Here is a 25558-nt window from a genome sequence, read left to right on the forward strand (position 1 = left end):
GCTGTAGACGGCTCGGGATTCATGATGCTTACCGGCGGCGTCGACGAGGCGCTCGGGAAATCGGCATTGGTCGGCTTGCCCGTCGGCATTGTAGTCGGCAGCCCGGCAAGCGCACCCGAGGGCGGCATTGCCGGCGCCGCTGCGGGCGCATTCCAGGCCGGCGCGTAGCGCGCGACCAGCATGTCGTAAAGATGGGCGTCCATATTGGCGGCGACCTGCTGCTGATCGGTCAGCGAACGGAAGACGGCGCAATCGAACTGCGTGCAGCCGTCGCGCGCGACCAGCACCTGCGCGACGAGGCCGTAGCGATCATGCTCCAGCGCCTTGCGCAGCACCTTCATGTCCGGCGTCAGGCTCTTCTCGGCGGTCGCAGCGTCGCCAAGCGCGGTGAGCCGGTCGATCCTCGCCGCGGTGTAGGAGACGGCGGCAGCCGCAGCATCAGGCGAGCCGAACAGCGCCTTCTCGCAGCCGCCCAGCACGGCATCGCCAGCGAGATCGTCGAGGCAGGACAGCGCCGGCAGGTTCGCCGTCGCCACGGCCTGGGCGCGGGCTTCGCCAGGCGCGGTCCGCCCCGCCGGTCCATAGATGCGCATGGTGGCGGCCACCGCGATGCCGATCGCGAGCAGCGTAATGACGGTCAGCGCGCCGTTGGCGACCGATTTTTCGGCGCGCACGAGCGTGATCAGGAGAATCAGTCCGAAGAAGCCGGCAGCCGCCAGCGTCATCCACATCGGAAAGGCCGGCGAGCGCCAGATTTCATCGAGCGAAGTGGCCCATGCCCAGTTCATGCGCGACGTCCTCTCACGCGAGCAAAGAGCGAATGGTCAAAGCGAGCACCGTGAGTCGGCAACTGCCCCCGGTCCACCTTGTCGAGGTGAAGCGGGCCTTTTAACGGCGAGCAGAGCAAATTCGTCCGCAACGTCAACGCGTAATGCCGTCAGCGCTTTACGAGAGCGCGAGCTGGCTTTCCTTGGCGACCCGTTCGAAGGCCTCGGTCGAGCTCTTGATCCGGTATTGGCAGTCGTCGCCGTCCGTCGGCAGCAGACGGATGACCTCATACGAACCGCTGGCAGCCGGGCGCGCGACGTTGCTGGCAGTGAACAATACGTGCGTTCCAACGGGGAATTTGTGCTTCAACACCCTCTCCATCACTCAAACAACGCCTGCCCCGCACATGGTCCCACTGCGGCGGCCGGCTGGAAACCCGGCCGTTATATAGCATGCATGCGGCGTTTTTGGCCAGCCTCATGCGAGCATGGCAAACGAGCCAATTTGGAAGTGGTTTCAGGACGATAACGGAACCGCGGCCCGCCATTAATACCGCTGGAACCGGGGCTCAGGCGGTATGGGGCAGATGGCCCTCCGGGCTGGCCTGGTCCACGGCCTTGGGCAGTTCCTGAGCCAGAATCTGGCCCAATTGGTCGACCGGGATGTTGTAGCGGGCGGCGAGCTGACGGACGGTGTCATTGCCGAGCACGGCGCGGAGCTGGTCGGCCGAGATCGGCAGGTTCTGGCCGTTGCCAAGCCAGGATTTGACCTGGTCGCCCATGCCCGCCTGCTGGAGCTTTGCGACGATCGCGCTGAGGCCGCCCTGATTGTTGCTGCCGAGCACTTCGCTCAGCACGGCCGGCAGAACCGCAGCGCCAAGCTGGCCGAGCGCGCTGCGCAGTGCGGGGTTGTTTTCGAGCGAGTCCAGAATTCCCATAGCCGTGCCCTCTCGTTGTTCCACCACGATTGAGCGCCGCGAGACGGCATGCCGTCAAGCAGCGCTCAATCACATTTTAAGCGAGCATGATCTCGTCGGAAAACCGGTGCCCACTTTTCCGGATCATGCTCACACAGTCTCGAACTTTTCGATGACAAGCGTTTCGGCGAGCCCGTCGCGGGTCCATTCCTGGAACGCCGGCAGCGCCATCATCGTGTCCATATAGGCTTTGGCCTCGGGGGCCGCATCGATCGCAAAGGTGCGGAAGCGGTGCACGACCGGCGCATACATCGCATCCGCCGCGCCGAAGCGGCCGAACAGGAACGGCCCGCCGGCGCCATAGCGCGTCTGGCACTCGCGCCAAATCTCCTGCACGCGCGCGACGTTGGCCAGCGCATCCGCCGACAGCGCCACGGCGCGCACGGGACGATGCAGGTTCATGCCGCATTCGCTGCGCAGGGCTACGAAGCCGGAATGCATCTCCGCGCACACCGAACGGGCATGCGCGCGCGCCGCGACGTCGTCCGGCCACAGTTTCTTTTCCGGATAGCGCTCGGCGATGTATTCGATGATCGCGAGCGAATCCCACACCGTGATGTCGCCGTCGACCAGCACCGGTACCTTGCCGGCGCGGCTGAAATTCAGGATCTGTTGCTTGTCCGCGGAATTGTCGGTGTAGAGCGGAATCACGGTCTCGGCGAACGGAATGTCGTTGGCGCGCAGCGCGAGCCAGGGCCGCATCGACCATGACGAGTAGTTCTTGTTGCCGATCGCAAGCTTGAGCGCTGCCATGTCACTGGTCCTTTCCGAGTCTCCTGGATGCGGCTGCTTTTAGCGCCATCGCCTGCCACCAATCAATCGTTGCCGCGCCGAAGCATGCGTGGCAATCGTTGGCACCTGCGAGGAGAGAGACATGAGCAGGCATTGGGTCGACATCACCGCCGTCGGCTTTTTCATCATCGAATGGCTGGTCTACGGCATGACGCTGGAGCACTCGGCCTATGGCCGCGACAGCCTGTCGGCGCGGATGAACCGATATCGCGAGGTCTGGGTCCGCCGCCTGCTCGACCGCGAGGCGCGCATGGTCGACATGCAGATCATGGCCTCGCTCCAGAACGGTACCGCGTTCTTCGCCTCCACCAGCCTGTTCGCGCTCGGCGGCGCGCTGGCGCTGTTGCACGCCACCAACGACGCCATCACGATCCTGAGCAAGCTGCCGCTCGACCTCAGCACCTCGCCCGCAATGTGGGAGCTGAAATGCGTCGGCCTCGTGCTGATCTGCGTCTATGCCTTCTTCAAGTTCGCCTGGGCCTATCGCCTGTTCAACTATGTCGCGATCCTGTACGGCGGCATGCCGCCGGCTTCGCAGCGCGACACGCCACAGGCGGAAGCCCACGTCATCCGCACCACGCGCGTGTTCGAATCCGCCGGGCGCCATTTCAACCGCGGCCAGCGCGCCTTCTTCTTCGCACTCGGCTATCTCGGCTGGTTCGTCAGCCCCTGGGTGCTGTTCGTGACCACGGCAGCGGTGGTGATCGTGACCTGGCGCCGGCAATTCGCGTCGAGCGCGTGGGAGGCGATGGCGCCGGACGATGGCGAGGTGCGGAAGCGCGGTCATTGATCTCCATATCGTCATTGCGACCGCAACAACGGAGAAAACAGCCCCGTCATCCTGAGGTGCGAGACTTGCGATGCGATCGCATTGCAAGCCGAGCCGCGAAGGATGAACGGCCCCGATGCAGCCGGGCCGTCGCCCTTCGAGGCTTGCTCAGCTGCGCGGTTGCGCCGCCGAGCGCGCACCTCAGGGTGACGGTTATGGAGTTTGGCTCGCCTCATCATCAGACACGCCTTCGCGTTCTCGCGGCTCAATTTGCCTGAGCTTTGCTTGATCTCTCCACCCTCTTATCCAAGAGGGCGCAGGGAAGGCGGGGTGCCGGCTGGCACCCGCGGTCCGCTGTGCGCGGGTAGTGCAAAAGGAATTGCACAGCGGCATACAGGTGAAGCCGAACACACGGCCTTCCCTGCGCAGTGGGTTGACGGCTTATGCCGTACTCTCCCGGGAGCCGAGTTCGTTCTGGCCTCCCTCACCTTCGCGAAAGTCGCGGACACCGCGCCGGTTGACGCGAATGCCGCCTCCGCAAGAGCTTGACCGTAGCAACGACGGTCAGGACCACACGGTTTTGCCGTACGCGCGTTCGCTTGTTCGCCACAGAGCCCGACAGCGTGGTGCACACAGCCACCGGGATATTGGCGAGACGAACTCTCAGCGCCGCTCGTCGGCGTGAAGCCTCGGGCTCACGGAGAGCAATCCGCCCTGCCCGCACATCTCACGCCCGACGCTGCTGCGTCCACCGCAAGCCCGGCTCGCGAAAAATGACGACACATGATCGCCCCTCAAGGTCGAGCCGGGATGGCCGACACATACGACAAATCCGAATTTCGGTAAAGTGGAATATATTTGCGCTCACGGCTTGACGGCCCCGCAGGTGTTTTGCCCGTCGGGCACGCCATTGCCGGCGGGAGCCTCTTGCCGCGTGCTGTCCGCAGATTTCGCGTGCGTTACTTGACATTGAGAGCGCGACTGGGTGCAACTGAAAGCATGATTAGATTTCCAGACATCGCGGACCTGCCGACCACGCTCTTCTCCGGGACAGACGTGGTCCGCGGCGTTGAATGCTCCGCATCCGATGGCGATGGTCCGGGACGCGTTTTGGTCGAGGTCGACGGCAAGCCGGACGTTCTCGCCTTCTATGGTGCAACGCCCGAAGGTGCGCCGGCCGACCCCGTCATCTTTCTGCGCGGCGATGCCGTGGAGAAGCGCGGTAGCGAGGTCGTGGCCAACGAGTGGTACGTTGCAGCGACGGCTTACGACGTGCAGGCGCTGACCGAACAGCTGAGCGCCAGCTTCCATCGCCCCTATGTCCATCTGGCGCGCCCCGGCATCCTGGGGTCCACAGGTCGTCATCTCGACCGGCGGCGGCCGCGCGAGGTCGCGTTGGTCGATGCGGCGCTCACCCGGCTCAAGGCGCATTTCGGCTGGCGTCGCCTCAATCTCGTCGGCCAATCCGGCGGCGGCCATCTCGTGGCCGCACTGCTCGCGCGCCGCGACGATATCGGTTGCGCGGTGATCACTTCTGGAAATACGGCGGTGGCGCAGCGCAACCGCGAGAACGGCTGGACCGCCGACATCACCGGCCACGCCGACTTCCTCGATCCGATCGACCATGTCGCCGAGGTGGCACGCCATCCTCCGCAGAAGATCATCGTGCTGACCGATCCGCACGACCAGCGTGTGTCGGCGTCAGTTCAAACCGCCTATGTCGAGGCGCTGCGCCGAGTTGGTGTTGCCGTCGACCATCGCTTCCTGCCGGCGTCCGGCAAGCTTCGTCACGATCTGCAACTGCCGGGAATTCTGGCAGCTTTCACTTGGCTCGCGAACCACAGTGCGTAGCATTACGGTTCACTTCCTGCACATCTTCCCGGACCGGACATCGAATCTGGCCACGGGCCGATCCATCTGCCAAAGCTCTACATCGCGGCCGTCGACGAGCCTTTCGGCGCAGGTGATAGCGGATTCATCGTCGACGCAATCCATCTGAATCATTTTAATTGGGCGGTCATGTCGTCCCATGATCAATGCACGATAAGCGGACATTTTGGTCTCCACACAATGCGCGATGGCAAGCGCGGTCCGGAAGATGGCGCTGTCGGCATTTGAATTCGATAGGGATCGCACCGTCTTCTTCTAGGCGCGGCATAAGCCTCGGAAGCGCGGAGCGTCCCGACACCGGCCCCTATGCCGGTCTTATGCAATCATGGCTGCGTCCGTCTCGAAATCATACCTCATCCCACGACATATCCGCGGCACCGCGCAAGACAGCGCGACATATCGCAGGACATGCGAGGGGTGCCGACCGTGGAAACGTCGCCATGGACTCCCGGCCTGTCCTGCCAGACAGCAATCAACGAGCTGATGAAAATGATGTCTACCCCAGAGACCAACAACAGGATCATCGATCCGATGATGGCAATCGCGAACTGCTCGACGCGGCAGCGCATCGTCGTGGTCGGCGTAAAGAGCATGGAATTGATGATTGAGTTGCATCGTCGCGGATATCTGCTGGCCGCGGCAGCAGGCAATTGCGGCCTCCCGGCAGGTCAATATGAAGTCGCGCTGGTGGATTGGCGGCGACGCACGCTGCACGCCCTCGACGCGACAATGGATTGGCTCGACGACTTCCTGAGCCCCCGCGCCGCGCTGGTGATCTGGCTCGATGCGCAAAAGGCGGCGGCGAAGGACGCCCTTCGTGCCGCGGTGATGAAGCGCGGCTTCGTCGTCCTACAAGGCGCCGAGCATCCCTGCGGCAGCGTGCTTCTGGCGCAACGTTGGCAGGCCATCCCCGTTCAGCAGGCGGCGTGAGCACGCACCTCGCCGGCCCCCTCGAAGATTTAAATCAGATGCTGAAATCGAAGACACGACGCGCCGTCATTCGCGAGTGGATGGCTCTGGCGCCCGAGCAGCGGCGATCCGCCGAGCAGGCGGTCGCCTTTGCGCGGCGCGCCGTCGAAAGACACAGCCTGCCACGCAGCCGGCGAACGCCGCATGCCGTGATGATCGCATGGCTGACGCCCCGTACCGGGCGGCCTTAGGCCACGGAAGCGGTTCCGGCAGCCATTGACGCGGGAAATTTTCCCACGTATTCGTGCCGCCGCGAATTCAGCGGCAGCCGGGCGCAATGGATCCTGACCTTCGGCCGGCATCGGCACACACTGCAATCAAGCCGAACCGATCGCGCGACGTCGCTTACGCCGGGCTGCTGGCATCGATCACGGCCATAGTGGTCGCCGGCCTTCTGGCGCGGCTGGATTCATTTCCCGGCTTGCACGGTGATGAAGCCTGGGTTGGGCTGCGCGCGCTCGAGCAGCAGGCCCGCGGAATGTTCACGCTTCGCGGCATGAACGGCTACACCGGCTCGCTATTCCCCGAGATCGTGAGCCAAGTCTTCTCGGTGGTCCCGGCCAGCGTCGGCAGCCTGCGGCTGGCGGGCGCCATCCTCAATGGACTGGCCCTAGGCCTGACGGCCCTCGCGCTCTGGACAAGAGGAGCGGCCGCGCTCTATTTCGCGCTGGCGATGGGATCCTCGCTGCTCTTCCTGTTCTACAGCCGGGTCGCCTGGGAGGTGAACGCACTCCAGAACCTGCTGCTCGCGCTCGTGCTGCTGGCTCTGCCACATCTGCTGGACCAAAGCCGAAGCTCTCATCGCTGGCTCTTCCTACTGCTGCTTGCCTTCTCATTGGGGTGCTGGAGTCACGCCATATTCGTCGCTGCGGCGCTCTCCTTCGCCGCAGCGACGCTCCTCGTCGCGCTCAAATGGCCGAGCGAAAGCAGCGCAAGGCTATTGCTGATCGGCCAACTGAACCTGCTGGTTCAGCTCGTCCTGTGCGCAAGGCATTATGTCGGCGATGGCGCCTTTGTGGCCCGGGCCTTGCCGGCGATGCTGGCCGGCCTCGCTTTGATTGCGCTCGCGACCCACGCCTATGTTCGCATCGAGGACCGGCTCCTTCCGCACACAATGAAAGCCCTGACCAATCGGCGTGTCGCGAGATTTGCCAACATTGTGCTTGTCGGTTTCGTGGTGCTCGCGCTGACGGCGTCGCCGATCGGCGATGTCAGCTTTTTCGGCACGGTCTCGGGCGTGATCCTGCTCGAGCGCGTCGTCTCCTATCTGCCCGACCCGATCGAAATGATCGCGCTGCACCTGCGCATGGTGCTGCTGCTCGCATTGTTCGCGGCGGTCGCACTCCGATCCTTCCGCGCCAAACCAAGCAAGGCGGAGCAGCTCCTGCTGCCGCTGTTCTGTCTGTGGACGATCGCCTACTTCCCGGCGCTGCGGCTTTCGATCGCCAGTGTTGCCGATCGATATTACATCATACCCCAATTCCTGTTGTTCGTTTCAATCGCGCTCGCCGTCGACGGACTTCGCGCGAACTGGAAAATGCCGGCCATCGCGCTCCTCCTCACCGGATTCGTCCACGCGCAAGTCACGACATTTCGCGAAGCCTTTCGCGGCGAGGACAGGCCGCCATTCGAGCTGTTCGACTATGCCGGCTACACCGACACTTCTCGTCATTTCATGAGGCTCGACGCGCTCAAGAATGAATTGAAGTCACGGGCCACTTGCCGGGTGAAGTCCTCCAGCTTCTTCATCGCCCAGCCGATGCGCTTCCTGATGGCGGTGGGTCAGCCCTGTACGGGCAGTAGCGAAGTGCGGGTGGAATATTGTGCGGCGTGTCTCGCGCCGGTTCGTGGCTTTGAGTTGCAGATGCGGAAGTAGCCCGGTTGTACGGGCGTCACGATCCAAAATCCTGCGGCGTGAACGGAAGGTCCAATACCTTCCACTCCTGGTACTTGTCGGCGGGCAGCATCGTGTAGGGCTGGCAGGCCTCGAGCGCGCTCATCGCCGACTTCACGAGGGCCACCCCCTTGGTGGATGGCGGGGCTTCGATCAGGATCGGCGGGCGCGCCAGCGTGCCGTTGGTGGCCAGCACCGTGCGCAGCTTGATGCGCAAATTGTCGGTCGGCGCGACCCCGGCCGGCAGCTTGGCGCAGCTCCTCAAATGCCGGCGAAGCTCGGCGATGACCTCGGGCGGCAGCTTCGCACTGATCGAATCCTTGGCATCGCCGCCATCATCCTTGGGCGCGTCTTTCGGCTCGGCCGGCAATTCGGGCGGCAGGCCCAGCAGGACGCCGTACTTGACGGTGACGTCCGGCTCCGGCGGCTGATAGGCCGGGGGCGCGGCCTGTGGCTGCGGCATCGCGGGTGGCGGCTGCTGCTCAGGCTGAGGCTGCGGCGGGGGCTGTTGCGGCGGCGACTGCGATTGCGGCGGCTGTTGTTGCGGTTGCTGAGCTTGTGGTTGCGGCGGCTGCGTTTGAGGCGTTTGCGGCTGCGCGTTGGCCTCGCGCTGCTTCGGCGCCTGCGAGGGCTGTGGCTGCGGCTGTTTCTGCTGCGGTTCGGACGACGCCTGCTTCTGCGATGATTGCGGCGCGGCCTGCTGCTTGGCCGCAGCCTTCGGCGCTACCGCCGCCTTGTCCTTGTCGGTGAAGTCGATCTTCGGCAGTTGCAGATCGGGGAGTGGCTCCGGCGCCTTCTCCTTGACCTGTTCTTTGGCCTCCTGCTCCTTGATCTCCTCCTGTACCTGCTCCGGCGTGACGATATCGACCGAAACCGTCTCGGGCGGCACGGGATGAAATGGATGGACCTCGCTGATCAGGATGATCAGCCCCACCAGCGTCAGATGCGCGATCGCCGACGCTGCAATATCCGTCCGTATGATCTTCTGCAGTTCCATCGCCTGATCTTAGGTTGCCGGCCTGCTCCTAGCATACGGCAGCCGCCCCTCAATCCCATTTCGGCGCGAAGCCGAAATCCGTCAGTCGGCCCTTCGGACTGGCCAGCGCCGCAATCTGCGCCATTTCGTCGTCCGAAAGCTCGAAATCGAAAATCTCGATGTTTTCCGACAGACGCTCGACGCGCGAGGTTCTGGGAATCGCAGACACATTCTGTTGCACGAGCCAGCGCAGGCAGATTTGCGCCGGCGTCTTGCGATGGGCGCGCCCGATCGCGGCGAGCGTCTGGTCGGCCTTGATGCGGCCCCTGGCGATCGGGCTGTAGGCAACGAGCGCCAGCCCATGCTGGTCGCAGGCCGCCCTCACCTTCGCCTGGCCCAGATAGGGGTGATATTCGACCTGGTTGCAGACGAGCGGCTCCGGCGACAGCGCGACCGCCTGCTCGATCAGCGCCACCGTGAAGTTGGAGACGCCGATGTGCCGCGTCAGGCCCATTTGCTTGGCATGCGACAGCGCGCCCAGCGTCTCCACCAGCGGCACGTGCGAATTGGGCCAGTGCAACAGCAAGAGGTCGACGGACGGAAGCCGCAAGCGGACCAGGCTCTCCTTGACCGAACGCTCGAGATCGTGGGGCGCAAAATGGTTGGTCCAGACTTTTGTGGTGACAAAGACCTCGTCGCGGCGCACGCCGGAGGCGCGCAGGCCGTCGCCGACCTCGCGTTCATTGTCGTAGATCTGGGCGGTGTCGATGTGGCGGTAGCCGAGCCGCAGCGCCTGCTCGACCACGCGCGCGCAGGTCCGGTCGCTCAACTCCCAGGTCCCGAGCCCGAGCGCCGGGATGCTTGCGCCATTGGCCTCGACGAACAGCATGAGAAGCCTCTCTGTTGCGGTCGCCCCTAACGCATTATGGACCTCGCCCGTGAGGCTGCCAACGGAGGCGGTGTCACGCGAGCCGGATATTCAGTGCAATGCTAACGGGAAGTTCGCGCAAAGCCTTGAGGTCAGGCTTTGGCGAGCGCCTGGAACACCATGTCCGGTGCATGCGCGATCACCGCGAGCAGCGCCCTCGCCGGGCCGCGCGGGGCGCGCTTGCCCTGCTCCCAGTTGCGGATGGTCTCGACGGGCACACCGAGTTTGGCGGCGAACTCCATCTGGGTGAGGCAGGCACGGCGGCGCAGGTCGCGCACCGCAAGCGAGCTGGCATCAGCCGGCGCTGCATTGGTCGCGGGCTGGATTGGAAACGGCTGGACAGGAAACGGCTGGACAGGAAACGGCTGGACAGGAAACTCTTGCCCGTCCCGCAACTCGACGATCCGTCCGTCCGCCTTCAGCCGCACACGCATGCTCATTCCCCCAAGCGGGGCGATGATGCGGCAGTACGCTTAAGTTCGGATTAAAGGTGGCAGCGGGCGCGTACCGCCCCAGAGTGCGCCCCTACTTCAGCCCGAACCAGAGCGTCGCGATGCCGAGGAAGGAGAAGAAGCCGACGACGTCGGTCACGGTCGTCACGAAGGTGCCGGAGGCCACGGCCGGATCGGCGCGCACCCGCTCGAGCGCCATCGGGATCAGGATGCCGCCGAGCGCGCCGGCGACGAGATTGACGATGATCGCGAGCCCGATGACGATGCCGAGGCCGGGGATCTTGAACCAGACCACCGCCGCAATGCCGGTGATCACGGCGAAGGCCAGGCCATTGACGAGACCGACCGTGGTCTCGCGCACCACCACGCGCCAGGCATTGGAGGAACCGAGCTCGCGGGTGGCAAGCGCCCTCACCGCAACCGTCATGGTCTGGGTCGCGGCGTTGCCGCCCTGGCTTGCGACGATCGGCGCCAGCACCGCGAGCGCCACCATCTTCTCGAGCTGGCCCTCAAACAGGCCGAGCACCGAGGACGCGAGGAAGGCGGTGGCGAGATTGACCAGCAGCCAGTTGAACCTCGCGCGCGCAATGGTGAACACGGTGTCGGAAAGTTCTTCGTCGCTGTTGACGCCGCCGAGCGCCTTGAGGTCCTCGTCCGCCTCTTCCTCGATGACGTCGACGACGTCGTCGACGGTGATGACGCCGACGAGGCGATCCTGGGTGTCGAGCACGGGAGCTGCGACCAGGTTATATTTGCCGAACATGCGCGCCACCTCCTCCTGGTCCTCCAGGACGGAAACGCGGCGGCGATCCTCGTCGGTCAGCTCGGCAAGCGCCACCGGGCGGCGGGCGCGGAGCAGGACGTCGAGCGAGACCGCGCCCTGCCAGTGCCGGTCCTTGTCGACGACATAGATCTCGTAGAAGCGCTCGGGCAGATCGGGCGTATCGCGCATGTAGTCGATCGCCTGTCCGACGGTGAAATCCTGCGGCACGGCAATGAACTCGGTCTGCATCCGCCGGCCGGCGGAATTTTCCGGATAAAGCAGGCTGCGCTCGAGTGCGACGCGTTCTTGCAGCGGCAGCTTCTCGAGGATCTCCTCCTGCTCGTCCTCGTCGAGGGTCTCGAGCAGCTCGACCGCGTCGTCGGATTCGAGCTCGCGGACGCCTTCGGCCACCGTTTCCGGCGGCAGCTCGTCGAGGATCTCCTCGCGCACGGCCTCGTCGACCTCATTCAGCGCGGAGAAGTCGAAGTCGCGCCCCGTGAGCTCGACCAGGCGGACGCGGTCGTCGGGCTCCAGCGCCCCGATCAGATCGCCGAGATCGGCCTCGTGCAGCTCTGCAACGCAGGCGCGCAGTGCGGCGCTGTCGCCGGCCTCGATCGCATGAGCGATCTCCTCGACGAATTCGTGCCGGATTTGGCCGTCTTCATTGCGCATCGGGACGTGGTCGAGTACCGAGGCCTCGGCGGAAGCGGTACCGTCCATATGGTCATCCATGGTACGCCTCGCCGTTTGACGGGTTGATCAGGTGGTTTGGGCTGACGGGTCAGGCAATACCCACATGCTAATCGCGAGCGCAATGACAAAGATGCATCGACCGAAATGGACCTCGATAACGGCGGGCGCGGCTCTCGCTGCCCTCGCCGGGATCGCCTCGGCCGCGGCCGCCGAGTGCCCGCGCAAGGACGCGCTGGGGACCTCGCGGGTCTTGAGCGTCGATGCGAAGACCACGCCGCGCGTGGGCCTGAAGAGCTTTCCGCAGACGCTGCCGCTCGCCGACCACGAGGTCGTATTGACCTTCGACGACGGCCCGCATCCCCCGACGACATCGAAGGTGCTGGCGGCGCTGGCGCAGGAATGCGTGCGCGCGACCTTCTTCCTGATCGGCCTGCACGCCTCCGAACACCCCGACATGGTCAAGCGCATCGCCCGCGAGGGCCATACCATCGGCCACCACACCTGGTCGCATCCGTTCATGGCGCGAATCCCGTTCGACAAGGCGAAGGGCGAAATCGACCGCGGCATCGCCGCCGACGAGACGGCACTGCACGGGGTGTCGACCACGACGCCCTCGACGCCGTTTTTCCGCTTTCCCTATTTTGAATCGACGCAGGCAGAGCTGGACCTGCTCCAGTCGCGCGGCATCGTCGTGTTTGGGGCTGATCTCTGGGCCAGCGACTGGAACGAGATGACGCCGGATGAGGAACTGAAGCTCATCACCGAGCGCCTCGCCGCCGCCGGCAAGGGTATCATCCTCTTCCACGATCCCAAGGCGCGCACGGCCGCGATCATGCCGGCTTTCCTGCGGTATTTGCGGGAGAACGGCTACCACATCGTTCATGTGGTGCCGGCGGGCGCGGCCCAGAAGAACGCCGACGCGCGTTGATGCCGGAATGTCACGCCGGCGCAAAATGGGGTGATTTGGGCCCTATTAACACTCTGTTCATGCTACCCCATGCAATGATGACAGAGGTCCCCAGCCTGAACCGTTTCGGGACGGCTCCGACCAACGAATATTGCGGCCATCGCGTGTGAGGGCAGACGAGATTCATGATCGGCACTGGCGTTGCTTTCCGGACGCGATCGTGGACCGTCCTGCTTCTGGGGTTGTTGACCACGGCGTCGCCAGCGGCCTTCGCGGCCGACTGCCCCGGCCATCCGGACGCGCTCGGCACCTCCCGCACCATCGTCGTCGATCCGCACGAACATCCGCGCATCGGCACCATGCAGTACCGTGAGACGCTGCCGCTGAAGGACCACGAAGTGGTCCTGACCTTCGACGACGGTCCGCTGCCGAAATATTCCAACCAGATCCTCCAGATGCTCGCCGACGAGTGCATCAAGGCGACCTTCTTCATCATCGGCGAACAGGCCAAGGCGAACCCGGAAGGCGTGCGCAAGCTGGTCGCGGCGGGCCATACCGTCGGCACCCACAGCATGACCCATCCGCTGACATTCAACAAAATGCCGCTCGACAAAGCCGAGGCGCAGATCAACGGCGGCATCGAGTGGACCTCGGCCGCGATGACCGATCCGTCCAAGCTCGCGCCGTTCTTCCGGATTCCCGGCCTGATGCGCGCTGAGGGCGTCGAAAACCTTCTGATCTCACGCGGCATCCAGGTCTGGAGCGCCGATTTCCCGGCCGACGATTGGCGTCATGTGTCGCCCGATCGCGTCTACCAGCTCGCGATCCAGCGGCTGGAGGCCAAGGGCAAGGGCATCTTGCTGCTGCACGACATCCAGGCCCGCACGGTGGCGGCGCTGCCAAAAATCATCCGCGACCTCAAGGCGCGCGGCTATCGCATCGTGCATGTGGTGCCCGCCACGGCCGACCGGCCGGCGACGCCGACCATGGCGGTGGAGTGGCTGTTGCATCCGCCGACGGAGACGACGCCGATCGCGCGCTGGCCAGCCGTGCCGAATTTCGTGTTCACGCAGACCGAGAGGCTTCCCGCGCCCGGCTTGGCTGATCTCAACGCGCAAGCCGCGCACCAGCCGTTATTGCCGCGCAAGACCATCGCGCAGGCGGATGTCGCGGCAACCCTGCCCGCGCCCGGCCGCGATCTCTTCGCGATCCCCGAAGGCTCGATCGAGGTGCTGCTGTCGACGACATTATCGCGGCGCGCAGCGACGCGGCTCGCCATGGCGGCCGAGACGCCTCATGCTGCCAAAGGCAAGGCGGCCAGGATGCAGGCACGGCGGACGGCGCATGCTGCGCATGCCGTGCCGAAACACGTAAGCCAGGCCAAGGGCGCACCACCGCGCCCGACGCGGGTTGCCAGCCTGAAGAAGCGGGCGCAGTAAGCCTTGTTGCAGTAAGCCTTGTTTACTGCCGCATGATGTTGGCGACGCAGAGCAGCACGATCAACGCCAGGAAGAACAGGTCCATATAGGACTTGAGCTCGCCGTCGCGGCGCAGCCGTGCAACGTCGGTCACGACCTGCTTGCGCGCGTTCGTCCCGCCGCTGCCGTCATTGATGGGGCCCTGAAGCCGCCGCACCTCGGATTCGAGCTTCTCGATCTTCTGGAAGAAATAGAACGAGCGCAGCGTCGAGGCCGCGCGCATGGCGCTGTAGACCAGCACCAGGATCGCGAGCATCGCCCGGTTCGGATATTTCTCCATGAAGTTCAGGCTGAAATAGACCATCGCCATGAACGCGAAGTTGGTCAGGAAGCGGTAGATGATGCTTAGAAAGGCCATACTGGCTCCAGCCGAGAGAAGGCGCGCAACCGGAAGCGTGTTGCGAATTCGGGGACGTGGGATTCAGGCGGGAACAGCCAGCCTAGATGCCGCGCACGCCCGTCTACGCCAACTTTGTTTCAACAAAGATACCATCGCCCCTGCGCCGCCGCCTTTTAGCCACGCGTCGCCGTAATGCAAGCGAGAGCATCGTCATCGGGCTGTCCCAGGCTCGCCACGAGGTCCGCTGCGGCTCGATGGAGATTCGGCGGAAGCTACGGTAGACTGCTCACTGCCACCGCATGTGGGGTCTGCCGATGCCGAAAAAGGGAATCACGGGCCACGACGATTGGGTCCTGACCGAGGCGCTTGCGACCGCGCTGGTCGCGCTGGAGCAGCTCGAGGCGAAGCACCAACCGAGCGCGCATATGGACGACATCCGGAAGATGCTGGCGAATGGCAAGGAACCTGCCGCCGTGAGCCTGCACCTGGCCCAGGCCAAATGCCGCCTGTTCCCGGAGGCGGATCCGCTCGATATCTACAAAGAGTACGGGATCGGCGATGAGTATGGCTGAGGAGCCCCGCCCTCGCCGGGAGCTTGATCTCATTTCGCGCAGTTTCAATGGTTTAGCAGCAGGAATTGGCAATCACAGCCCGACGAAGCGTTCGACGCTGGCGGCATCGCGCTCAAGCGCGGCACTGTCGCCGCTCCACACGGTGCGGCCCTTCTCCAGGACGTAATGGTGATCGGCGAGCCGCTTCAGCGCCGCCATGTTCTTGTCGATCAGCAGGATCGACTGTCCCTGCGCCTTCAGCGCCGCGATGCAGCGCCAAATCTCGCCGCGGATGATCGGGGCGAGGCCCTCGGTCGCTTCGTCGAGGATCAGGAGTTTTGGGTTGGTCATCAGCGCACGGCCGATGGCGAGCATTTGTTGCTCGCCGCCGGAGAGCGTCCCGGCATATTGCTTCGCCCGTTCGCCCAGTCGCGGAAACAGCCGGTAGATCCGCTGCTCGGTCCATGGTTCGGCGCGCCCGGCACGATTGGCCGCGGTCGCGACCAGGTTCTCGCGCACGGTCAGGGTCGGGAAGACCAGACGCCCCTCCGGTACCAGTCCGATGCCGCGCCGCGCGATCGCCTCCGGAGCAGCGCGCCCAATCGGTTGACCGTCGAAGCTCACGCCTTCACCGGGCGACAGCAGCCCCATGATGGCCCGCACGGTCGTCGTCTTTCCCATGCCGTTGCGCCCGAGCAAGGTGACGATCTTGCCGTCCGGCACCTCCAGATTGACATCGAACAGCACCTGGCTCGTGCCGTATGCCGCGCGGACGTTGCAGAGCTTCAGCATCAGTCGCCGTCCTCGCCGAGATAGGCAGTCCGGACAGCCGGATGCGCCCGGACGTCGTCGCTACTGCCCGTGGCCATCACCCGCCCATAAACCAGCACCGAGATGCGGTCCGCCAATGCGAACACCGCATCCATATCGTGTTCGACCAACACCATGGTGACCCGTCCCTTGATCCTGCGCAGCAACGCCACCATGTGTTGGCTTTCCACGAGGCTCAGGCCGGCCATCGGCTCGTCGAGCAGGAGCAGTGACGGGCGAGTGGCAAGCGCCACCGCAAGTTCGAGCTGCTTGCGTTCGCCATGCGAGAGATCAGCCACGCGTACCGAAGCGCTCGCGGAGAGGCCGACGTCCTGAAGAAACTGCGCTGCCTGCGCATGCGCATCAGGATCGCTCCGCGCGTCGGCGAAGAAACGGAAGCTGTGACCGCGTTGGACCTGCACCGCCAATGTGACATTGTCCAGGACGGTTTCGTCCGGCAGCAATTGGGTGATCTGGAAAGTGCGGGCGAGGCCACGCCCCACCCGCTCCCAAGGCGGCAGCGTGCCGATCTCGTGGCCGTCGAGCAGAATGGCGCCGGCGTCATGACGCAACTCGCCCGCCACCTGATTGAGCAACGTGGTCTTGCCTGCGCCGTTGGGACCAATGATCGCATGTAGTTCACCCGGCGATATCGCCAATGAGACATCATCGGTCGCCGTCAGGCCGCCGAACCTTTTGCACACCCCTCGCAGTTCGAGCATCGGCGACGTCATCGGCCGCTCGCTCGATCGAGCAACGCGGAGAGGCCTCCCCGTGTGGTCATCACGACCGCCAGCAGGATGATGCCGAGATAGAATTGCCAGTTCTCGGTATAGGCCGCGAGCGCTGTCTCCAGCGCAAGCATCGCGGCCGCACCAAGGATCGGACCGAAAAGCGTTCCGGCGCCGCCGAGGATGACCATCATCATCAGCTCGCCCGATTTGGTCCAATGCATCATGTCCGGGCTGACAAAGCGCAAATAGTTCGCCATCAGCGCCCCTGCGAGAGCCGCGCCAGCCCCCGCGATCACAAACGCAACCAAGCGGTAGCGATAAGGCGCGATGCCGATCGCCATCATGCGGCGCTCGTTCTGCCGAAGTCCCGACAGCACGGCCCCAAATCTGGAACGCACCAGGCACCAGGTGAGGACGAGCCAGCCGACAGCCAGCGTCAGACAGATCAGGTAGTAGCTGATATCGTCGCGAGCATCGATGAACGGAACGACGTCGCGCCGGCGCATCATCAATCCGTCGTCGCCGCCATAGGTCTTCAGCGACACGAACAGGAAGAACAGCATCTGCGCGAATGCAAGCGTGATCATGATGAACGGCACGCCCCTCGTCCGGAGCGACAGGCTGCCGATCACCGCTGCCGTCGCCGCGCCGATCAGCACGGCCGCCAGCAGCGCGACCGCCAGATTGTCGGTGCCCGGCACCAGAGCGAGAAAGGCGCTGCGCTGGGCGGAATGCTGGTACAGGATGCCAAGCACATAGCCGCCAACGCCAAAGAACGCTGCGTGGCCGAAGGTGACCATCCCGCCGTAACCCAGAATGAGGTTCAGGCTCATCGCGGCGATCGCATAGATCAGCACCTGCGTCGCAAAGCCCGTCACCGACGGCATGTGCAACGCGGTCGCGCCAGCGGGCACCAAAGCCAGGATTGCGACCGCAATCACGAAGATGACGATACGCGACATGGGGAAAGCGTATGTCCGTCCCGAGCGCCGCGCTTCCAGCGTATCCGACGTCATGACTTCTCCGCGAGAAGATCCTGCGAGCGCATCAACAGCACGAGCGCCATCAGGAGATAGATGCTGATCGCCGACATTCCGCTCGCCAGCGCGTCGGCGTTGGAGCCGTCCATGATCTGGCGGAACAGCGTCGGCAGGAAGGCCCGCGACAGCGTGTCCACGAGGCCCGCAGCGATGGCGCCGAAGAAGGCGCCGCGCACCGAACCGAGGCCGCCGATCACGACGACCACAAACGCCAGGATCAGGACCTGCTCACCCATCCCGACCTGGACGGAGGTGATCGGCCCAGCGATCACGCCCGCGAGCCCGGCCAGCAGCGCACCGATGCCGAATACGGCGGTATAGAGCAGCGCGACATTCACGCCGAGCGCGCGGACCATCTGGCGATGCGTCGCGCCCGCACGCACCAGCATGCCGATGCGGGTCCAGTGGATCATCGCGAACAGGCCCGCCGCGACGGTGGCCCCGACCGCGATGACCAGCAGGCGGTAGACCGGATAGGTCAGCCCCGGCAGCAGCGTGACTGATCCGGACAGCGCCGGCGGCATCGCAACGAACAACGGCTGGCGGCCGAACAGCATGTTGGCGCCCTGGTTGATGATCAAGACCAGAGCGAAGGTCGCCAGCACCTGATCGAGATGATTTCGCACGTAGAGACGCCGCACCACGGCAAATTCGATGACGATCCCGCCCAGCGCCGCCGCGGCAAGTCCGCCCACCAGCGCGAGCCAGACCGACCCGGTGCGGACAGCCGTCAACGCCGCCGCATAGGCGCCGATCATGTAGAGCGAACCATGCGCGAGATTGATCACGCCCATGATCCCGAAAATCAGGGTGAGGCCGGCGGACATCAGGAACAGCGTCAGGCCGAACTGCACGCCGTTGAGTATCTGCTCCAGGATGATCATGCGGCAATCCGCGTCAGGTTCGACGTAACGGGACAGTCAAGCGGCGCGCGTGACATGCGCGGCCGCCGGCGATCAGAATTTGCACTCCTTTGCGTAAGCATCACCGTGATCCGAAAGGATCTTGCTTTTGGTCACGAGCGCGAGCTTGCCGTCTGCGCCCTTCTCGGCCTTCAAGGCGTACCAGTCCTGAACGGGATGCTGGTTCGGGCCGAACCTGAAGCTGCCGCGCACGGACTGGAAGTCGGCCTTCATCATGCCCTGGCGAAACGCGTTGGCATCATCCAGCTTCCCGCCAACGCCTTTCAGCGCGGCGCCGATCGCCATCGCCGTGTCGTATCCCTGGCTCGCATAATAGGTCGCCGGTCGGTGATAGGCCTGTTCCCAGGCCGCCACGAATGCCTTGTTCGCGGGGTTGTCGAAGTCCGAATTCCAGTGCGACGTGACGTTGACGCCAAGCGCTGCATCGCCCACGACCGAGAGCGTCACAGCGTCGAGCGATGGCGCCGCGACCACCATCGGGATCTTGTCCGTCAGGCCGGCCTGCTGGTACTGACGCAGAAACGCGATGCCCAGCCCCCCGGGCTCGAACTGGAAAACCGCTTCCGGACCGGCGGCCCGGATCTGAGCGAACTCGGCGGCGAAGTCGGTCTGATCCAGACGCGTGAAACTCTCGCCGGCGACCTTGCCTTTGTAGAAGCGTTTGAAGCCTTCGAGCGCATCCTTGCCGGCCTGATAGTTGGCGGCCACCAGGTAGACGCTCTTGTATCCGAGCTGGTTGGCAAGCTGGCCCGCGCTCTCGTGCAGCGAGTCATTCTGCCACGATACGACGAAGTAGTTGGGGTGGCAGTCCTTACCCGCAAAGGTCGATGGTCCCGCATTGGGGCTGACGTAGAATGCGCCGGCGTCGAGCACATCGGGAACAGTGGCACCCGCGACGTTGGAAAACACAATGCCCGTGAATATCTTGACCTTGTCGTTCTTCAGCAAGCGATCGACGATCTGCTTGCCCTGCCCCGGCTTGGCCCCATCATCCTCGACGATGGTCTGCACCGGCACCCCGCCGAGCTTGCCGCCTCCCAATTGGATGGCAAGCGCAATGCCGTCGCGGATATCCTGGCCGAGATAGCCGCCCGGACCAGACAGTGAGGTGATGACGCCAATCTTGACCGCATCCTGCGCGGACGCCGGTGCCGCCCAGGCGGCCTGCACAACCAGAACCGCCATGGCGGCAACGTTGAAGCTCTTCATGTGGTCCCCCGTGTTGTCCCGAACGCGCCTAGAGTTTGACCCACCCTGCCGGGGGTATCTTGCCGGGGTGCAGCGTCTTGCAGTGAGGGCAAGTGCGCGCCGCCTCGTTGCCGTAGAAAGCGCTGTAGAGCGGCGGTAGATCGTCGACGATGCTCTCGAGATCCACCTCGACGCGGTGCACCAGCCCTTCGCACTTGAAGCAGTACCATTCGAATGCGTCGAGCACGCCGTCGGGGCGCTTCGGCTCGACCACGAGACCGACCGAACCTTCCTGCGGCCGCTGCGGCGAGTGGCGCACATGCGGCGGCAGCAGGAATATCTCTCCCTCTTTGATCGGCACGTCGTAGTGCTTGCCGTCGTCAACGACCTTCAACACCATGTTCCCGCGGAGCTGATAGAAGAACTCCTCGACCGGATCGTCGTGAAAATCGGTGCGCTGGTTGGGGCCACCGACCACCGTGACCATCAAATCTGCATCCTTCCAGACCTGCTGGTTGCCGACCGGCGGCTTCAGAAGATGCTGGTGCTCGTCGATCCATTTGGAGAAATTGAAGGCTTGCAACCGTCCCAATTTGCTCATCGATTCTCTCCTTGCTCGCTGCGTCTGTGAATTCAACCGACCGCCTGCCGCGGTGTCACCTTCAAACCGCACGCCTCGAACGCGCGACCGGTCGCGGCGCGCTCCTCGTCAGTCAACGGCAGCAGCGGCGGCCGAACCGCGCCGCCGGCCTGTCCAAGCAGCTCCTGCCAATATTTCTGATGCGCCTGCGGCTTTTCCAGCGGCCGCGTGCGATGCAGAGCGGCGCGCACGGGATTGAGGCTGTCGCGTACGGCGCGCGCTTCCTCGATTCGGCCCGCAAAAGCCAGATCGGTGTAGGTGCGCATGCGCCGGTCCGTGGCGGACTGCAGGAGATACGGCGGCGATGAACAGAGATAAAGCTGCCAACCGAGCTCCACGATGTTGTCGAACCACTCCTCTTCGGACGCAGTACTGACCAGGATACGATCACCGGCAAGACGGGTCAGTTCCTGGTACATCGGGCGCGGGACGCTGTATTTGATCGCGACCACGTTCTCGATATCGGCGAGCCGATTGCAAAGCTCGGGCGACAACAGGTAACCGCTGTCCGGATGACTCCACAGCGCGATGCCAATATCGACCTTGGAGGCGATCGTCTTGTAGTAGTTGAAGATCGTCTCTTCCTGTGCCTTGAAGAAATGCAACACGGGCGCGTGGACAACGATATAGTCGGCACCGATCTTCTGCGCGTGCCTCGCGAGTTCGATCACGACGTCCATATTCTGATCCGAGCACGACATGATCGTCGCCCCTCGGCCTTCGCAAGCGGCGACCGCCAGTTCGAAGGAGCGCTTGCGCTCGTCGAGAGACATCGAGAAGAATTCGCCCTGCTTGCCGGCGATGAAAAGCCCGTCGATCCCGAGCTCACCGGTCCAGTGCGCGACGTTGCTCCGGAAGCCCTCCTCGTCCATCGAGAGATCCGGCTTGAACGGCATCAGCGCGGCAGCCCAAATCCCCTTCATGTGGGATCTAGCGTAGGCTTTTGCGTCCTTCTTTGCGTACTTCATGGCTGTTCGATCCTTATCGATCCTTGCCCGCCCTGCGATCCTCGTGAGGCGCCTTATGTGAGCCGATGCGACACGTTCTTCACGATCGTGTAGTGCGACAGACCTTCGGCACCGCCTTCGCGGCCGAACCCGCTCTCCTTCACGCCGCCAAACGGCGTTTCGGCGACGGACGCCTCCAGGGTGTTGATGGAGAAATTGCCGACCTCGACATCCTCGGCGAGACGATCCGCGTTGCGCGCAGAGTTGGTGAATGCGTAGGCAGCAAGCCCGAACGGCAGTGCGTTCGCCTTGGCAATGGCGTCGTCCAGCGTCTCCACGGGATTGATCAGGGCCAGCGGGCCGAACGGCTCCTCGCGCATCGCTCTGGCGTCATCCGGCACGTCCGCAAGCACGGTCGGCGAGAAGAAATAGCCGCGATTGCCGAGCCGTTCGCCGCCGGCGAGAACCCTGGCGCCCTTCGCCCTGGCATCGGCCACCAGCATTTCCATTGCCTCCACCCGGCGGCCATTGGCCAGCGGCCCCATCTCCGTGGCTTCATCGAGACCACGCCCAACCGTAATCGCCTTCGCCTTCTCCGCGAACGCCTTGGCGAAGCGCTCATAGAGAGGCTGCTGAACGAAGAACCGCGTCGGCGAGGTGCAGACTTGCCCAGCGTTTCTGAACTTGCGCACCGCCGACATGATTGCGGTCTCGACCGGATCGACGTCGTCGCAAACGATGACCGGCGCGTGCCCGCCCAATTCCATCAACACCGGCTTCGCGTGGCGGCCCGCCATCTCGGTCAGTCGCTTGCCGACGGCCGTCGATCCGGTGAAAGCCACCAGCCGGATCGGATCCTGCGGGATGAGGTATTCCGAAATGTCGGACGGCACGCCGAAGACGAGATTGAGGACACCCGCGGGCAAGCCTGCATCGTGAAAGGCCCTTGCAATGTGCAGCGCGCCTGCCGGCGTCTCTTCGGCCGCTTTCAGGATGATGGAACAGCCCGCCGCGAGCGCTCCGCCGATCTTGCGCGCGGGCTGGCTCATCGGGAAATTCCACGGAGAGAACGCCGCGACGACCCCGATCGGCCGGTGGACGACGATGTACTTGATCCCCGGTTCGCTCGGGATCACCCGGCCATAGGTGCGCTGCCCTTCGCCGGCGTCCCACTCGAAAAACTCGCAGCCCCGGATTACCTCGAGACGCGCCTGGGCGATCGGCTTGCCATGCTCGAGTGTGATCGCGAATGCGATCTCCTCGATCCGCTCGCGCATCAGCGCGGCCGCCTTTCGGATGATCTCCCCTCGCCTGGCCGGCGACGTCTTGCTCCAGACCTTGAGGCCATCCGCCGCGGCTGCGATCGCGTCGTCGAGATCAGATCGCGAAGCTGCCGGAATGGCTCCGATCACGCTCTCATCGGCTGGATTGAACACGGGCTGACCGGGCGTGCCCCGTCGCCAGGAGCCGCCGATATAGAGTTGAAGATCGGGATACTGGAGCATTGGGCGCCTCGACATCGGTCAGACCAGCATGGATCGAAAGATGTCCCGCGCGGAGCGGCCGATCCATGTCGTGACGCGATTAAGGGGCACTGGCGTTTAGGCGGCAATCGCTATAATTATTATCGATTGATAACGTATTCGATATGAATGATGAACATCACCATCCGCCAGATCAATGCTTTCCTCCAGGTCGCCGCGCTCGGCAGCTTCACCCGCGCCGCCGAACAATTGCACACGATGCAGCCGGCGCTATCGCAGCAGGTCCGCGATCTGGAAGCCGAACTGGGCATCCGCCTTTTTGACCGGACGACCCGCCGGGTCGAACTGACCGAAGCCGGAGCCGAATTCCGCACGATCGCGGCGAAGGCCATCGAAGAGCTCGACATCGCAGCGCGCAACGCGCAAGGCCTTGCGGAACGCAAACGCGGGCGCGTCATTGTCGCGGCCCCACCCCTGCTCGCGGCTGCGGTCGTCCCCAAGGCGATTGTCGACTTCCAGGAGAAATATCCAGGGATTACGGTCCGCTTGATCGATGCACGATCGGACCAGATCGTCGAGATGGTACGCTCAGGGCAAGTCGATTGCGGCGTCGGGACGTTCCACGCCGGCGAGGAAGGCATCACGTCGACCCTGCTTGCCCGTGACAATCTGATGGTGTTCTGCGCGCCCAATCACGCGCTCGCCAAACGGAAGTCCGTGCACTGGAAGGAGCTTGAAGGCCTGCCCCTGGTGACGCTGACGCGTGACAGCGGAATCAGGATACTCGTCGAGGTCGGCTTCGAGGCTGCTCACATCAAACTTGTGCCCGCCTACGAGGTGACCTGGATCACCACCGCGCTGGCCTTGGTGGAGGCTGGGCTCGGCATCGGCGTCTTTCCGACATACGCTTGGGCCGGCGCGCAATCCCTCGATATTTCCGGTTCGCCTCTGGAGCCGGCGATTGCACGCGACATCACGCTCATCACCCGATCCGGACGCGAAGTCGCGCCAGCCACCCAGGCCTTCGTGCGCTTCTTGCGCAAGTCGACCAGCGGCTCGCGCCCCGACAAGCAACCCCCGAAGTTGCCCCGTCGAGCCAAAGGGAACCGCATGAATCGGTGACAGTGGAATCGGATCGCTGATCTCGGCCACCAACTCAGGGCAGCACCATCCACGTCCCGCCGCTCAAACCCGGGGATACGTTCCCAACGCGTTCAAAACGGGACCCGCTCGAGCAAAAAGCTCAACAATATCAATATTGAATTTAGAGGCTGGTGCGCTCGGAGGGACTCGAACCCCCACGATTTTACTCACTGCCACCTCAAGGCAGCGCGTCTACCAATTCCGCCACGAGCGCTTTGGGGATGCCGGCTTAAGGCTTGAGGCCTGCCGGATCAACGGCGCCGATCTAACAAATCCATCAGAGGGGTACAAGCCTGCAAAGGCCCCGAATTCCACAAGCTTGGGAAGAAAGTTCCTGAGCTCCGAGCCGCCCTACCGGGTGCCCGGGCCGCTACGGCGTGCCCCGGGCCGCTACCGCATGCCAGCCGTGCGTGGCAGCATCTGCTTGACCTCGACCGCGATCCGGTTGCGGTCGACCAGCACGACGCCGGAAGCGACCGGGAGATTATTCGCCAAAACCTTGACCTCGTCGGCCTCGGTTGCGTCCAGCTCGATGATGGCGCCGCGGGAAAGACGTAATACTTGATGGATCGGCATGGTGGTCGTTCCGAGGACGACCATGAGATCCACGGTGACTTTGTCGAGAGTAGGCACTGTCAGCACCACCGCAACTTGGGACTTACGCCAAAGGACTTGGCATCTTGGTATTTGCGCCTGCGATCATCACCCGGTTATGGTTAGCCAATGGTTAATTCGCCCCAAAATCCCCGCCAAGACTTGGATTTGACGTCGTTTTCCGCCGCACGTGGCGCGCCCGTCGAATGGCGAATCTCGGACGCCCCTGTCCCCTATCCGGAGGCCGTGGCCGAAATGGAAGCGCGCGTCGCCGCGATTGCGGCGGGCGAAGCTCCGGAGCTGGCCTGGCTGCTCGAACATCCCCCGCTCTACACCTCCGGCACCTCAGGCAAGGCGTCCGACGTGCTCGACGCGCGATTCCCGACCTTTGCCACCGGGCGTGGCGGGCAGCTCACCTATCACGGCCCGGGCCAGCGGGTGGCCTATGTCATGCTCGACCTCAAGCGCCGCCGGCCGGATGTGCGAGCCTATGTCGCCAGCCTGGAGGAGCTGATCCTGAAGACGCTCGCCGCCTTCAACATCCGCGGCGAGCGTCGCGAGGACCGGGTCGGCGTCTGGGTGAAGCGGCCCGACAAGGGCGTGGGGCACGAGGACAAGATCGCCGCCATCGGCGTCCGGCTGAAGCGCTGGGTCTCGTTCCACGGCATCGCCATCAATGTCGAGCCGGAGCTTGCGCATTTCGCAGGGATCGTGCCCTGCGGCGTCGCCGATCCCCGCTACGGCGTCACCTCGCTGGTCGATCTCGGCCAGCTCGCGACCATGGCCGACGTCGACATCGCGCTCCGGCAGGCCTTTGAGAAGCTGTTCGGGCCGACCCGCGCGCTGCTGCCGGAAGCGGCCGTCTAGCGCTTTCCTGTTGGACACGCACAGGTCCCGTTCTCCGCGAGC

At 64.1% G+C, this 25558-nt stretch carries 28 protein-coding genes and 1 tRNA gene; 10 read left to right on the forward strand and 19 right to left on the reverse strand.

Going from position 1 to position 25558, the window contains the following annotated elements; translation table 11 throughout:
• From UP06_RS34085 to UP06_RS34100, 4 genes are all read right to left on the reverse strand, one after another.
• Window positions 1–788: hypothetical protein (locus UP06_RS34085; protein WP_045008084.1), on the reverse strand; the 788-nt coding region annotated here is incomplete at its 3' end.
• A gap of 157 nt (window positions 789–945) precedes the next feature.
• A complete protein-coding gene (locus UP06_RS34090; protein ID WP_156163418.1) occupies window positions 946–1149 on the reverse strand; it encodes a hypothetical protein in 204 nt (67 codons plus the stop codon).
• 187 nt (window positions 1150–1336) lie between these two features.
• The gene (locus UP06_RS34095) at window positions 1337–1705 is read right to left on the reverse strand and encodes a YidB family protein (RefSeq protein ID WP_045008085.1); all 369 of its coding nucleotides are present in this window, start codon (window positions 1703–1705) and stop codon (window positions 1337–1339) included.
• A 129-nt stretch (window positions 1706–1834) separates the two neighbouring features.
• Complete coding sequence (locus UP06_RS34100) at window positions 1835–2497, reverse strand: glutathione S-transferase family protein (protein WP_045008086.1); 663 nt, start codon at window positions 2495–2497, stop codon at window positions 1835–1837.
• Window positions 2498–2618: 121 nt separating this feature from the next.
• On the opposite strand from UP06_RS34100, the gene UP06_RS34105 reads away from it, so the two are divergent.
• The 5 genes from UP06_RS34105 (at window position 2619) to UP06_RS34120 (ending at window position 8040) form a co-directional block, all read left to right on the forward strand.
• Window positions 2619–3326, forward strand: coding sequence for a DUF599 domain-containing protein (locus tag UP06_RS34105; RefSeq protein ID WP_045008087.1), 708 nt, complete (start codon window positions 2619–2621; stop codon window positions 3324–3326).
• A 978-nt stretch (window positions 3327–4304) separates the two neighbouring features.
• Window positions 4305–5156 (forward strand): alpha/beta hydrolase family protein, encoded by an 852-nt coding sequence (locus tag UP06_RS39375; protein WP_050032479.1) that lies wholly within the window; start codon window positions 4305–4307, stop codon window positions 5154–5156.
• A 456-nt stretch (window positions 5157–5612) separates the two neighbouring features.
• Window positions 5613–6125, forward strand: coding sequence for a hypothetical protein (locus UP06_RS34115; protein ID WP_156163419.1), 513 nt, complete (start codon window positions 5613–5615; stop codon window positions 6123–6125).
• Between the two features lie 38 nt (window positions 6126–6163).
• The gene (locus UP06_RS41250; protein ID WP_156163420.1) at window positions 6164–6355 is read left to right on the forward strand and encodes a hypothetical protein; all 192 of its coding nucleotides are present in this window, start codon (window positions 6164–6166) and stop codon (window positions 6353–6355) included.
• Window positions 6356–6441: 86 nt separating this feature from the next.
• Window positions 6442–8040 (forward strand): hypothetical protein, encoded by a 1599-nt coding sequence (locus tag UP06_RS34120; RefSeq protein ID WP_045008089.1) that lies wholly within the window; start codon window positions 6442–6444, stop codon window positions 8038–8040.
• A 16-nt stretch (window positions 8041–8056) separates the two neighbouring features.
• On the opposite strand, the gene tolA is transcribed toward UP06_RS34120, so the two are convergent.
• The 4 genes from tolA to mgtE form a co-directional block, all read right to left on the reverse strand.
• Window positions 8057–9055 carry a cell envelope integrity protein TolA gene (gene tolA, locus UP06_RS34125; RefSeq protein WP_045008090.1) on the reverse strand — a complete coding sequence of 333 codons (999 nt, stop codon included), beginning with the start codon at window positions 9053–9055 and terminating at the stop codon, window positions 8057–8059.
• Between the two features lie 49 nt (window positions 9056–9104).
• On the reverse strand, window positions 9105–9923 hold the full coding sequence (locus UP06_RS34130) for an aldo/keto reductase (RefSeq protein WP_045008091.1): 819 nt from the start codon (window positions 9921–9923) through the stop codon (window positions 9105–9107).
• A gap of 131 nt (window positions 9924–10054) precedes the next feature.
• Entirely contained in the window at window positions 10055–10402 is a 348-nt protein-coding gene (locus UP06_RS34135; RefSeq protein WP_045008092.1) for a helix-turn-helix domain-containing protein, read from the reverse strand.
• 85 nt (window positions 10403–10487) lie between these two features.
• Window positions 10488–11909 carry a magnesium transporter gene (gene mgtE, locus UP06_RS34140; RefSeq protein ID WP_045008093.1) on the reverse strand — a complete coding sequence of 474 codons (1422 nt, stop codon included), beginning with the start codon at window positions 11907–11909 and terminating at the stop codon, window positions 10488–10490.
• A gap of 82 nt (window positions 11910–11991) precedes the next feature.
• Here mgtE and UP06_RS34145 point away from each other — a divergent pair, with 82 nt between their 5' ends.
• Entirely contained in the window at window positions 11992–12798 is an 807-nt protein-coding gene (locus UP06_RS34145) for a polysaccharide deacetylase family protein (RefSeq protein ID WP_156163421.1), read from the forward strand.
• Between the two features lie 164 nt (window positions 12799–12962).
• Window positions 12963–14216, forward strand: a complete 1254-nt coding sequence (locus tag UP06_RS34150; protein ID WP_045008094.1) for a polysaccharide deacetylase family protein — start codon at window positions 12963–12965, stop codon at window positions 14214–14216.
• Between the two features lie 22 nt (window positions 14217–14238).
• Here UP06_RS34150 and UP06_RS34155 read toward each other — a convergent pair whose 3' ends face one another.
• Window positions 14239–14613 (reverse strand): hypothetical protein, encoded by a 375-nt coding sequence (locus UP06_RS34155; RefSeq protein WP_045008095.1) that lies wholly within the window; start codon window positions 14611–14613, stop codon window positions 14239–14241.
• A 296-nt stretch (window positions 14614–14909) separates the two neighbouring features.
• Between UP06_RS34155 and UP06_RS34160 the strand changes: the two genes are divergently transcribed.
• A complete protein-coding gene (locus tag UP06_RS34160) occupies window positions 14910–15167 on the forward strand; it encodes a hypothetical protein (RefSeq protein WP_197087451.1) in 258 nt (85 codons plus the stop codon).
• Between the two features lie 72 nt (window positions 15168–15239).
• Here UP06_RS34160 and UP06_RS34165 read toward each other — a convergent pair whose 3' ends face one another.
• The 8 genes from UP06_RS34165 to UP06_RS34200 all read right to left on the reverse strand — a co-directional run bounded on the left by UP06_RS34165 (window position 15240) and on the right by UP06_RS34200 (window position 22933).
• Window positions 15240–15938: an ABC transporter ATP-binding protein gene (locus tag UP06_RS34165; RefSeq protein ID WP_045008097.1), complete on the reverse strand. Its 699-nt coding sequence runs from the start codon at window positions 15936–15938 to the stop codon at window positions 15240–15242.
• Window positions 15938–16690 (reverse strand): ABC transporter ATP-binding protein, encoded by a 753-nt coding sequence (locus tag UP06_RS34170; protein WP_045008098.1) that lies wholly within the window; start codon window positions 16688–16690, stop codon window positions 15938–15940. Before UP06_RS34170 ends, UP06_RS34165 begins: the two co-directional genes overlap by 1 nt.
• Window positions 16687–17706 carry a branched-chain amino acid ABC transporter permease gene (locus UP06_RS34175; RefSeq protein ID WP_245305622.1) on the reverse strand — a complete coding sequence of 340 codons (1020 nt, stop codon included), beginning with the start codon at window positions 17704–17706 and terminating at the stop codon, window positions 16687–16689. The genes UP06_RS34170 and UP06_RS34175 overlap by 4 nt, the downstream gene beginning before the upstream one ends.
• Complete coding sequence (locus UP06_RS34180; protein WP_045008099.1) at window positions 17703–18614, reverse strand: branched-chain amino acid ABC transporter permease; 912 nt, start codon at window positions 18612–18614, stop codon at window positions 17703–17705. Before UP06_RS34180 ends, UP06_RS34175 begins: the two co-directional genes overlap by 4 nt.
• 72 nt (window positions 18615–18686) lie before the next feature.
• A complete protein-coding gene (locus UP06_RS34185) occupies window positions 18687–19862 on the reverse strand; it encodes an ABC transporter substrate-binding protein (RefSeq protein WP_045008100.1) in 1176 nt (391 codons plus the stop codon).
• Window positions 19863–19890: 28 nt separating this feature from the next.
• Window positions 19891–20433 carry a 3-hydroxyanthranilate 3,4-dioxygenase gene (locus tag UP06_RS34190; protein ID WP_045008769.1) on the reverse strand — a complete coding sequence of 181 codons (543 nt, stop codon included), beginning with the start codon at window positions 20431–20433 and terminating at the stop codon, window positions 19891–19893.
• Window positions 20434–20474: 41 nt separating this feature from the next.
• Entirely contained in the window at window positions 20475–21449 is a 975-nt protein-coding gene (locus UP06_RS34195; RefSeq protein ID WP_045008101.1) for a dihydrodipicolinate synthase family protein, read from the reverse strand.
• 53 nt (window positions 21450–21502) lie between these two features.
• Window positions 21503–22933 (reverse strand): NAD-dependent succinate-semialdehyde dehydrogenase, encoded by a 1431-nt coding sequence (locus UP06_RS34200; RefSeq protein ID WP_045008102.1) that lies wholly within the window; start codon window positions 22931–22933, stop codon window positions 21503–21505.
• 147 nt (window positions 22934–23080) lie between these two features.
• Between UP06_RS34200 and UP06_RS34205 the strand changes: the two genes are divergently transcribed.
• The gene (locus UP06_RS34205; RefSeq protein ID WP_063778879.1) at window positions 23081–24034 is read left to right on the forward strand and encodes a LysR family transcriptional regulator; all 954 of its coding nucleotides are present in this window, start codon (window positions 23081–23083) and stop codon (window positions 24032–24034) included.
• A gap of 150 nt (window positions 24035–24184) precedes the next feature.
• On the opposite strand, the gene UP06_RS34210 is transcribed toward UP06_RS34205, so the two are convergent.
• Together UP06_RS34210 and UP06_RS34215 are read right to left on the reverse strand one after the other, a co-directional pair.
• Window positions 24185–24269, reverse strand: a tRNA-Leu gene (locus UP06_RS34210).
• Between the two features lie 176 nt (window positions 24270–24445).
• Entirely contained in the window at window positions 24446–24688 is a 243-nt protein-coding gene (locus tag UP06_RS34215; RefSeq protein ID WP_045008771.1) for a FliM/FliN family flagellar motor switch protein, read from the reverse strand.
• A gap of 90 nt (window positions 24689–24778) precedes the next feature.
• On the opposite strand from UP06_RS34215, the gene lipB reads away from it, so the two are divergent.
• Window positions 24779–25516 (forward strand): lipoyl(octanoyl) transferase LipB, encoded by a 738-nt coding sequence (lipB, locus tag UP06_RS34220; RefSeq protein WP_045008103.1) that lies wholly within the window; start codon window positions 24779–24781, stop codon window positions 25514–25516.
• Window positions 25517–25558: the final 42 nt, after the last annotated feature.

The sequence above is a fragment of the Bradyrhizobium sp. LTSP857 genome (genome assembly GCF_000938285.1).
GTDB lineage: Bacteria > Pseudomonadota > Alphaproteobacteria > Rhizobiales > Xanthobacteraceae > Bradyrhizobium.

Bases quoted from the DNA above. Each gene is read 5' to 3' on its own strand.
- tolA (WP_045008090.1), bottom strand. From the start codon at position 9,055: ATGGAACTGCAGAAGATCATACGGACGGATATTGCAGCGTCGGCGATC.
- UP06_RS34150 (WP_045008094.1), top strand. From the start codon at position 12,963: ATGATCGGCACTGGCGTTGCTTTCCGGACGCGATCGTGGACCGTCCTG.
- UP06_RS34105 (WP_045008087.1), top strand. From the start codon at position 2,619: ATGAGCAGGCATTGGGTCGACATCACCGCCGTCGGCTTTTTCATCATC.
- UP06_RS34155 (WP_045008095.1), bottom strand. From the start codon at position 14,613: ATGGCCTTTCTAAGCATCATCTACCGCTTCCTGACCAACTTCGCGTTC.
- UP06_RS34180 (WP_045008099.1), bottom strand. From the start codon at position 18,614: ATGATCATCCTGGAGCAGATACTCAACGGCGTGCAGTTCGGCCTGACG.
- UP06_RS34095 (WP_045008085.1), bottom strand. From the start codon at position 1,705: ATGGGAATTCTGGACTCGCTCGAAAACAACCCCGCACTGCGCAGCGCG.
- UP06_RS39375 (WP_050032479.1), top strand. From the start codon at position 4,305: ATGATTAGATTTCCAGACATCGCGGACCTGCCGACCACGCTCTTCTCC.
- mgtE (WP_045008093.1), bottom strand. From the start codon at position 11,909: ATGGATGACCATATGGACGGTACCGCTTCCGCCGAGGCCTCGGTACTC.
- UP06_RS34195 (WP_045008101.1), bottom strand. From the start codon at position 21,449: ATGAAGTACGCAAAGAAGGACGCAAAAGCCTACGCTAGATCCCACATG.
- UP06_RS34170 (WP_045008098.1), bottom strand. From the start codon at position 16,690: ATGACGTCGCCGATGCTCGAACTGCGAGGGGTGTGCAAAAGGTTCGGC.
- UP06_RS34100 (WP_045008086.1), bottom strand. From the start codon at position 2,497: ATGGCAGCGCTCAAGCTTGCGATCGGCAACAAGAACTACTCGTCATGG.
- UP06_RS34160 (WP_197087451.1), top strand. From the start codon at position 14,910: ATGCCGAAAAAGGGAATCACGGGCCACGACGATTGGGTCCTGACCGAG.
- UP06_RS34130 (WP_045008091.1), bottom strand. From the start codon at position 9,923: ATGCTGTTCGTCGAGGCCAATGGCGCAAGCATCCCGGCGCTCGGGCTC.
- UP06_RS34120 (WP_045008089.1), top strand. From the start codon at position 6,442: ATGGATCCTGACCTTCGGCCGGCATCGGCACACACTGCAATCAAGCCG.
- UP06_RS34175 (WP_245305622.1), bottom strand. From the start codon at position 17,706: ATGACGTCGGATACGCTGGAAGCGCGGCGCTCGGGACGGACATACGCT.
- UP06_RS34145 (WP_156163421.1), top strand. From the start codon at position 11,992: ATGACAAAGATGCATCGACCGAAATGGACCTCGATAACGGCGGGCGCG.
- UP06_RS34165 (WP_045008097.1), bottom strand. From the start codon at position 15,938: ATGCTGAAGCTCTGCAACGTCCGCGCGGCATACGGCACGAGCCAGGTG.
- UP06_RS34135 (WP_045008092.1), bottom strand. From the start codon at position 10,402: ATGAGCATGCGTGTGCGGCTGAAGGCGGACGGACGGATCGTCGAGTTG.
- lipB (WP_045008103.1), top strand. From the start codon at position 24,779: ATGGTTAATTCGCCCCAAAATCCCCGCCAAGACTTGGATTTGACGTCG.
- UP06_RS41250 (WP_156163420.1), top strand. From the start codon at position 6,164: ATGCTGAAATCGAAGACACGACGCGCCGTCATTCGCGAGTGGATGGCT.
- UP06_RS34200 (WP_045008102.1), bottom strand. From the start codon at position 22,933: ATGCTCCAGTATCCCGATCTTCAACTCTATATCGGCGGCTCCTGGCGA.
- UP06_RS34205 (WP_063778879.1), top strand. From the start codon at position 23,081: ATGATGAACATCACCATCCGCCAGATCAATGCTTTCCTCCAGGTCGCC.
- UP06_RS34090 (WP_156163418.1), bottom strand. From the start codon at position 1,149: ATGGAGAGGGTGTTGAAGCACAAATTCCCCGTTGGAACGCACGTATTG.
- UP06_RS34185 (WP_045008100.1), bottom strand. From the start codon at position 19,862: ATGAAGAGCTTCAACGTTGCCGCCATGGCGGTTCTGGTTGTGCAGGCC.